This window comes from Paraburkholderia eburnea, assembly GCF_002917095.1.
GTDB lineage: Bacteria > Pseudomonadota > Gammaproteobacteria > Burkholderiales > Burkholderiaceae > Paraburkholderia > Paraburkholderia eburnea.
In genome coordinates this window covers 1-8,606 of the sequence record NZ_PQGA01000043.1, presented here as the reverse complement: position 1 = coordinate 8,606, position 8,606 = coordinate 1, and the positions used below count along the sequence as shown (strand labels likewise).

General features: G+C 62.7%; 5 protein-coding genes and 1 pseudogene. 2 read left to right on the top strand and 4 right to left on the bottom strand.

The features are described 5' to 3' along the window. A pseudogene (locus B0G62_RS30840) lies at positions 1-263 on the top strand (integrase core domain-containing protein); the annotation flags it as partial. A gap of 42 nt (positions 264-305) precedes the next feature. Here the strand turns inward: B0G62_RS30840 and B0G62_RS30835 are convergent. The 4 genes from B0G62_RS30835 to B0G62_RS30820 all read right to left on the bottom strand — a co-directional run bounded on the left by B0G62_RS30835 (position 306) and on the right by B0G62_RS30820 (position 7,227). Next, positions 306-1,268, bottom strand: a complete 963-nt coding sequence (locus B0G62_RS30835) for an OmpA family protein (RefSeq protein ID WP_103707955.1) — start codon at positions 1,266-1,268, stop codon at positions 306-308. Further along, entirely contained in the window at positions 1,252-2,262 is a 1,011-nt protein-coding gene (tagF, locus tag B0G62_RS30830) for a type VI secretion system-associated protein TagF (protein ID WP_103707954.1), read from the bottom strand. The genes B0G62_RS30835 and tagF overlap by 17 nt, the downstream gene beginning before the upstream one ends. After that, the gene (gene tssM / locus B0G62_RS30825) at positions 2,259-6,149 is read right to left on the bottom strand and encodes a type VI secretion system membrane subunit TssM (RefSeq protein ID WP_103707953.1); all 3,891 of its coding nucleotides are present in this window, start codon (positions 6,147-6,149) and stop codon (positions 2,259-2,261) included. Before tssM ends, tagF begins: the two co-directional genes overlap by 4 nt. 274 nt (positions 6,150-6,423) lie before the next feature. Beyond that, complete coding sequence (locus tag B0G62_RS30820; protein ID WP_456093053.1) at positions 6,424-7,227, bottom strand: M15 family metallopeptidase; 804 nt, start codon at positions 7,225-7,227, stop codon at positions 6,424-6,426. A 195-nt stretch (positions 7,228-7,422) separates the two neighbouring features. On the opposite strand from B0G62_RS30820, the gene B0G62_RS30815 reads away from it, so the two are divergent. Beyond that, positions 7,423-8,373 (top strand): hypothetical protein, encoded by a 951-nt coding sequence (locus B0G62_RS30815; RefSeq protein WP_103707951.1) that lies wholly within the window; start codon positions 7,423-7,425, stop codon positions 8,371-8,373. Positions 8,374-8,606: the final 233 nt, after the last annotated feature.

The following is an 8,606-nucleotide window of genomic DNA, read 5'->3' as shown; positions in this document are numbered from 1 at the left end:
TTGCGTTGTTCGATGACGGACGGCTACGACTGCTACCAGAACGCACTGGCCGAGCGGGTCAACGGCATTCTCAAAGGCGAATTCCTGCTACAGCGTCCCGCCGACCTGCGGCAGGCGGCAGGCGGCAGGCGGCAGGCGGCAGGCGGCAGGCGGCGAAGATGGTTGAGCAATCGGTACGTATCTACAACCAGGAGCGGCCACACACCGCCCTTCAATACAAAACGCCCGATGCGGTGCATCGGGAGTTCAGGGACGCAAAATAGTGTCAACCTATTCCAGGACTTGACACTGAGTTTCCGGAAAGCTCAAAGCCCCGCGCGGAACTCGATACGTCGATTGCGCGCGCGCCCATCCGTGGTGTCGTTGGACGCCACGGGTTGGTCTGGGCCGACACCGTTGGTCGTCAACTGCTGCGGCGAAATCCCCTTGGCCACAAGATAACCCTTCACCGCGTCTGCGCGCGCCTGGCTGAGCGCGATGTTCGAGTTGCGATTACCCGAGTTGTCGGTGTGGCCGATGATTTCCACCGTGCGCGTGTTCATCTTCGCGAGCACGGCCGCCATCTGGTCGAGAATCGCGCGGCCTTCAGGGGCCAGCGTGGCGCTGCCCGTTTCGAATTCGATCGTGCGGTTCGCCAGCGTCTGGTCGAGCAGACCCTGTTCGGACGCGCTCACGCGCAAACCGTTGCGGATCGTATAAGTGGGATTGAGCGCATTCGCCATATCGCTGGCAATTTGCTGACGCTGCGCTTCGTTGCCCACCTCGCCGCGCACGTCGATCTGCGTGCCGTCGATCTTCAGTTGTCCTTTGTGGATCTGCTTGAGCTGCGCGCCAATCAGCTTCTGCACATTCGACGACCAGTTCGGCGGCGTCGCCACGTCGCCTACCTCGATCTGATCGACGACGTTGCCCGCGCCATAGGTGTCGCGCAAGCGTTGCAGCACGGCGGCGTGGGTCGCTTCGTCGGGCACCTTGCCGCCTGCCACGACCTGGCCGGGCGTCGTGTCAACGGGGGCGGGCGTCGAAGTCGCGGCGCTGCGCGGCACGGAAGCGGCTGACGGGGCGTTGGCCTGACCGGCCAACGTGCTGCCCGACGCGCCCGACGCGGGCGGGATCGTGCCGCTAACCGTCGCACCGTTGGTTACGATGGGCGAGACGCGCGCGGGGCTATCGCCGTCGGCCCATGCGAGCGTAGCGAACGAGGCGAGCGCACCGAAGGTCAGCGCCGTCGCCGCGGCCAGGCCGCTGCGCTTAGCCACGGCGGCCATTGACCGGCTCCCCGATGAACGCTTCGCGGAACGTGTCGATGGCGACGCGCAGCGAGAGTTGCGGTTGATCGAGGTAGCTGACGAGTTTGCTGATGCCATGGTCGCTTTGTGCATGATCGTCGACCCACTCCGGGTCGTCGATGTCGATATTGTGAGCGGAATAGGTTTGCGGATCGACCACGCTATGCAGGGTTTTCGCGGATGCACCGTTGAAGCCGATGATGAGCCGCTCGCGCTGCGCGATGGTGCCCAGAAAAATGGCCAGCTCGAAATCGGCCTTCGAAACGAAGGGCGCGATCAGTTCGAGCCAGAACGCGCCCACGAGGCTGCGATAGAACGGATCGGTCGGCAACGGCAGTGTCAGGCCGCGTTCGAGATGCGCCGTGCCGCTTTGCATCACCGGGCGCAGCAGCGAGCCGAGCGCGAGCATCGCACCTTTCAGGCGCACCGGATGGCCGCTGCCCAGCAGCATCTGTTCGAGGCCGGAAAGCGTTTGATGCTCGATGAAATCCGCGAAAGTGCCGTCGTGCGGATTGCCCGTGCCGCCCACGTCCACCGGCACGAAAGTTTCGCCGAGCGCCTGCAGGGCGCCCGAAGGCTCGCTCGGTCCCAGCAGCGGTTGCATTTGCGAAGACACGCGCGCCCAGAGCCGCGCGAAAGCCAGCGGACTGCGCGCGAGAAACGCGAGCGGCTGCTCGACCTCCAGCGCGGTCGCGGCGAGAAACGGGAAGCGTCGCGACGACTGATCGTGGCTCGCTACCATGTGGCCCGCGATCGCCAGGCGGCTTTGCGAGCCTAGGAACGCAAAGTGCATCGGCTGCGCTTCTTCGTAGACGATCTTCCAGCGTGGATCGTCGGTGAGCATATTCATCGCTTCGGCGATCCAGTTGTCCAGCGTTTGCAATAGCTGCGGATTGTGCGCGCTCTTCACGAAGTCGCCGCGCGACGGAATTTTGCCGAAGTAGGCGATCTGCGCCTGAACGGTTTGCGTCATTGCGCAACTCCCTGCGAGTTGGTTGTGCCAGCAACGGTTGCCGGTGCCGTGGTTTGCGGCGCGCTCGTGGCCGCCTGGGCGTCGGCGGGCGCGCTGGCGCCCGGCGTGTTTTGTGCGCTTTGCGTTCCTTGCGGGTTGCCGGCCGCGCCGACGCTTGCGATCGACGACGGCAGCTGCACGCCGCGCAGACCTTGCTGTTGCGGGGCATCGCCGCTCGCCGCGGTGGGCTGCGAGGTGCTGATGATGCGCATGCTTAGCGACACCGTCACGCTGCCTTGCGTCCACGTGAGGTCGAAGGTGCCGTCCGGGCGGCGGCTGCGTTGTGCCGAGTTGATCAGTTTTTCCAGACCATAGCGGCCCGGCTCGTTGACGAGCTGAATCGTGCGGCCGTCGAAGGTGGTCGCCGACAGCGTCGCGCCAGGCGAGCCGTTCGGGTTCGGCCATACGAAGTTGGTCCACTGCGGCGGCGTGTTGCGATAACGCAGTTGCTGGCCGTCGATCGCGATCGTGTATTCGGTCGTGCCGCTCGAAGGCTGCGGCAGGATCTGGAACACGGTCTGCGGTTCGGCGGACCCGCCGCTTGCGCCCGCCGCGCCGCCCGCGAGCGGGGCGACCCAGCGCGCGAAGCCGCCCGTGAAGTCCGGCGTGAGCGCAAGGCCCATGTCGCCCCAGGTGCGGGCGGTGAGCGTGTCGCCGCGGCGCACCGCGAGCGGCCCGAGTGTGCTGCTCACGAACTTCGAGATCGCACCGTCGGGGCCGAACATCTGGGCGATTTCGCTCGCGCCGGCCTCGACCTTCGCCGTGCCCGCGAACGGATACTTGCTGGCGAGCGAGGCCTGGAACGGCTGGTACACCTGCGCGTTCCACACCTTGTTCACTTCGACGCTGGCCGGCTGGATCACCACGGCGTAGGCCTGCATGAGCGGACGCACGAGCAGGGGACGCAGCGCCTTGCGCTGATCGTCGGTCAGACCCGTGAGCATCTGCTCGTCGACGAACTTCAGCGAATCCGCGAGTTCCGAGCCGTTGCCGTCGAGCGTCTGCTGCATCAGTTGACGCGCGCCCGGTCCCGGATCGCCCTGATTCTTGATGGTGTTAAAGCGCGTACGCACCTTCGAGAGCGAATCCATATAGCCCTTGAGCATCGAGCCGTTGTCGTGCGTGACGACAATGCGCCCAAGACCCGCGAACGCTTGACCGATCGGTCCCATCGGGATTTCGACCGGATTGCCGTTGATGTCGATGTTCGCTTCCACCGTGCCGTTCGTGGCGCGCGAGAACAGGTTCTTGAACCAGCCCTTGATGCCGCTTTGCGCCTGTTTGATGGTGGTGTTGACGAGCGACGGGTTATCCCACGACGTCTGGTCGTACGCGGTTTCCAGGATCTTGCGGATCGGCGAATCCTGCGGGTCGCCCAGGCGGTTCATCGCATCGACGGCCTGGCCGAAGCTGCCGAAGTCCTGCACGGCAATGCCCTGCATGAACTTCTGCCAGTGCTGCGCATATTCGGCCTTGTACATGCCCACAAGGGTCTTCTGGATCTGCTCCGGGCTGCCTTCGAGCGTGAGGTCGTCGGACGCCGAGGTGTTGAGCACCCAGTCCTTCGCTTGCAGCTCCTTGGTGGCCGCATCGCGGATCGCGGGCTGCACATACTGGAACCACGCTTCGCGCGTGAAGGTGCCGGGGATCGCATAGCTGCCCGCCACCAGCGCCGTATTGCCGTCGCCGACGATACGCGCGACCGTCATCGGCGCGAAACGCGTGGAGGCGCGCGCCTTGATTTCTTCGTAGACGCGCTGGCGCGCGGGCATACCGCGCACCACATGACGCAGGTTTTCGCGGGTCTGATCGACGAGCGAGAGGTTCGCGTCGATCATCGGCCAGTCGTCGTCGGACACGTGCGCGAGATAGAACGTGATCATGCGCTCGGCGCTGCGGATCATCTCGTCGCGAGGCATGTTGCCGCGATTCTGTTCGAGCCAGCCGCGCCAGAAGCGGGCGATCTGATCGGTGAGGTGAGCGGTTTCGACATGACGCTTGTCGGACAGCATCAGGTAAGTCTTCAGCGCGTTGTAGGCGTCTTCCACGCTCGAAGGCGAGGCGTCGCTGTAGAGGCCGCCCTGGCTCGTGTTCGCCATCGCCGCGTGCGCGGATACCGGCACCGCGCCCGAATCGGGTGTGTGCGTCATCGGCGCGAGTTGATCCGGGCGCGCATCGACGTCCTTGAGGAACGAAGCGAGATTCTGCGAGACCGGCGTGAGCATGATCTGACGCACGCCGTTGTAGTACTCCTCAAGCAGATGCTGTTCGATACGGTCGCCCTGATAGAGACCGAGCGACACCGCGAGCGGCTTGTCGCGGCGGAACTGTTCGAGCTGATCGATACGGTCTTCGAGAATGTCCATCGCCTGCAGGCGCGACTGCAGATCGTTGCGGTTCTGCTGGAGTCTTTCGACGTTGTCGAGGTCGGCCTGCACGTTCGCGACCAGTTGCTGGTTATTGACGGCCGACCACGTCCAGCCGCCCAGCGCGAGCGCGAGCGCCGCCACCACGCCAAAGAACGTGGCGTAGCGCAGGCGCGTCTTGGCCGGGCTCGCGAATTGGCGCACGGTCTGCTTGTCCGCGAAAATCACCTTGGAAAACAGGTCTTTCAGGAAGAATCCGTTCCTGGAGAACGCGGCCTGCGCCTTGGGCAGACCCTCGGAGGACAGCGCGAAACGGCTGGCGATGCGCTGCGCGGCGGCGCTATTGGTTTCGCCTTCCTGCAGGGCGCTCGTGAAGTAGAAGCCGCGGAAAATGGGTTTGTACTGGAACGGGTTGTTCTCGAACAGCGTGGCGAGGAACGCGCGCAGCGCCGGCTTGATGGTCGAGAATTCGAGCGGGAAGCTCAACTGGCCAGGCGTGAGCGCATTGCCGCGGCTGATCGACATCTGCGCGATGCTGATTTCCTTGAGGCCTTCGTACAGTTCCTCGAAACGCTCGTCGAACTGCGCGACGACGTCGCGTTTTTCGTCCGGCTCATAGGGCAGGGTAGCGCCCCAGACGCGGTCGTATTCGTGGCGATCGTTGGCGCTGAAGAATTCAGTGAAGCCCGTAATGAGGTCGACCTTCGTGAACATCACGTAGACGGGCGCGAAGACTTCCAGCTTCTCGGTCAGTTCCTGCACGCGCTGACGCAGGTTCTTCGCCAGATCGATGGCGAATTCGGGGCGATTGCCCGTGAGTTCCGCGATGCTCGCGGTCACGATGATGCCGTTGATCGGCGCCTTCGGGCGATAGCGCTTGAGCAGGCCGAGGAAGCCGAGCCATTCGCCGCGATCTTCCTCGTGAATCGAATAACGGCCTGCGGTGTCGAGCAGAATGCCCTCGGTCGTGAAAAACCAGTCGCAGTTACGCGTGCCGCCGATGCCGTGCACGATGGCTTCTTTTTTATCAGCGAACGGAAATTGCAGGCCGGAATTGATCACGGCGCTGCTCTTGCCTGCGGCAGGATTGCCGATGACGATGTACCACGGCAGTTCGTAGAGCGCCGAGCCGCCGGAGAGCTGGCCGATCTTCGAAGTCTTGATGGTCTTGACCGCATCGGTCAGGCGCGTGCGCAATGCGTCGAGTTCGGCCTGAGTGCCGCGTGCCGCGGCAGCGGGCGCTTCGACCTGGGCCTGCTGCTCCAGCATGTCGCCGAGCTTGCGGTTGGCGCGGCGCACGCGAATGCGCTTCACGATCCACACGATCAGCCACAGTGCGATCAGCACGCCGAGCACGACCGCGACCCAGACGAGCCCGATCTGCAGCGTGTCGGCCGCGATGTAGAGCACGGCTGCCAGCGCGATGAGGCCGATGATGGAAAGCGTGCGCTTGTGAGTCAACACGTTGAGGAAGCGTTGCATATGCCGGTCAGATCCTGATGCTTTGAGTGCTGTTCTGGTGATTCATGCGTGGCGGTGGCGAGGTGCGCAGCCGGTCATGTGGTGGACAGGATCGGCGAGCAATGTGAAGAAAGTGAGAGATCAGGAGAGGCGTCGCGCGGTTGCCGCGGCATATCGCTCAAAGCATGGAAAGAACGCCCCATCACCATCCCCTTTATTGTCCGCTTTGCGTTTTGCTTCGGCCCAATCTGCCTATACACATGCGTGTTGATCCGCTGCCGGTTACACGCGCATGTCATCTGGCGGTTTCCGGTTTGCGTCCGAGCACGAATCCGGGCTTGTGATATTCGACGTGTCCGAGGTCCATCAATTTCCATCGCCCGCCCCATGTGAGGCCGACCTGTTCGGCAACCTGCCCATATAACTGATAGCCGCGCATGGCCCACGGATCTTTTTCTGAAATGACGAGCTTGCCGTCGCGCAGGAATGCGTTATCCGCAGCGAGGCCGTATTGGTGATAGCTCTGAAACGCTGCGGCATTGGTCACGCTGCCGCCCATTTTTGCCAGCCGGTCCTGCCGTTCGGGGCTGCGATAACCTTCCAGCAAAGCCATTTCGTAACCGTATTGCTCGCGCATGATTTTATAAACGAGCAACAGACGCGTACGGAAGTCCGCATCGAGCAGATTCCAGTCGCGGCTCGCATCCACCAGAGCCGGACGAATCTGTTCGACCTCTTGCGTGGCGAACACTTCGGGCGGCAAGGGCGGTGGCGGAACAAGCTGCTCACCATTGAGCAGTGCCGCGATTTTTTCATCGGGCACACGAGGCGTGTCATCGTATTGGAATAACTGGTGGCCGCGAAGCGCAATAGCAATCAGCGGCGGCGTCGCAAGAATACCTGCCGTGGACAAAATCAGCAAGCGCCGCTTAATCAGCAAATTTTGCATATCGACCATTGTCGATTGGGAATATTTTGCCGATTTATAAATATGCTTGCGCGCATGCAGGGAACTCGCGGAAATACGCCGCGTGATCATATTATGCAGGTTGAATACGGCATCGAAAAAAGAGGCTCGCACGCCCGGCAGCAGCAGAATTGCGGCTATCGGCACGGTAATGACGAAATAGACTACGAGTGCAATGGCAACCAAAAGCGACCCCGTGAACTGAGGCAATTGTTTTTTGTAATGCTTGATTTTAGAATCAGGCCAGCCCGAACTTGGGCCGACACGTATTATCACGGCGAAACAGGCCCGATTCAATGTGCACGATCCGAATGAGACTCTAAAGTAATGAGTGTGCCGGACAATTCCCGACCCAAAGCTCCACCCAGTCTGCTTGCCGATGCTCCTGACAAGCAGGCCGGCGCACCTGCCAGCGGCACGCCCAATGGCTCGCGCATTCTCGCGAACCTCGAAGGGCGCGTGGTGCCGCCCATTCCGCCCGCCGGCAAGACGCAGCGGTTCCCGAAAGCCGCCGGGTTCGTGGCGTTGCTCGTCATTGGCGCGGGTGCATTCGGTGCATGGCACTGGATGTCGCGCACGCCGTCCAACGCGTCCGGCGTGGCGGCGACAGCGGCTAGCGCGGTTACTGTCACGGCGGCGTCGGCTGCGGGCGCATCGCATGCGGTCGTTGCGGGCGCACAGAAAAGCGCGCCCGATGAAGCGTCGGCGTCGCACGCGGCCACGATCGTCGCCGACGACGATGCGGCGAATACGAAAGCGGGCGTGGCCAATGACAGCGACCGGCTTTCACGCGCGCTCGCGGACGGTAGTGCCAGCGGCGCGCCCGCTGCGCCTGTTGCCGCGCCTGTCGCGCCGCAAGCGAAGGCTGCGCAGGCGATTCAGACGCCTGACAGGAGCACGGCAAAGCACAAGCACGATAGCGCCGACACGAAGCAGGAGAAGCACGACAAGGCCAGCGCGCATAAGAGCGAAAGCAAGGCTGCGCTCGCGCAATCGAAGAACGCGCATGCCAATGGCAAGCGGGACGACTCCGACGTCGATCTGCTTGCCGTGCTGGTCGCGCGCACCAAGCCTGCGGATGCGAAACAAGGCGGCACACATGGATCGAAGACGTCCGCCAAGGCCACCGACGGCAGCGCTTCGCTGGCACAGCAGGTCAAGGCGTGCAGCGAGCGCGGATTCTTCGAGGATCAGCTGTGCCGCTGGCGCGTCTGTGACGGCCATTGGGGCAATGATCCGGCGTGCCCGCAAGCGGCGAAATCGAGTAACGAACATTGAAGGCTTGCCGGAGGAGCGCGAGATCCTTTGGCATGCCAAGTAGTCCGCCGGACAACGGCTCGCATAGTGGATAGCGGTTCTGGCTCTGCGGGGTTGGGCATGTTTAATTTTACATAATGCAAATTAGCGAAGTTTTGAATGTAGTAGCTTTATAGAAATGTCGTGTTCTAGCCAATTAGAAATGTCGCGTTTCGACCTCGGTAAGCTTGTCGGTTCCCTGCGAGACCATGGAG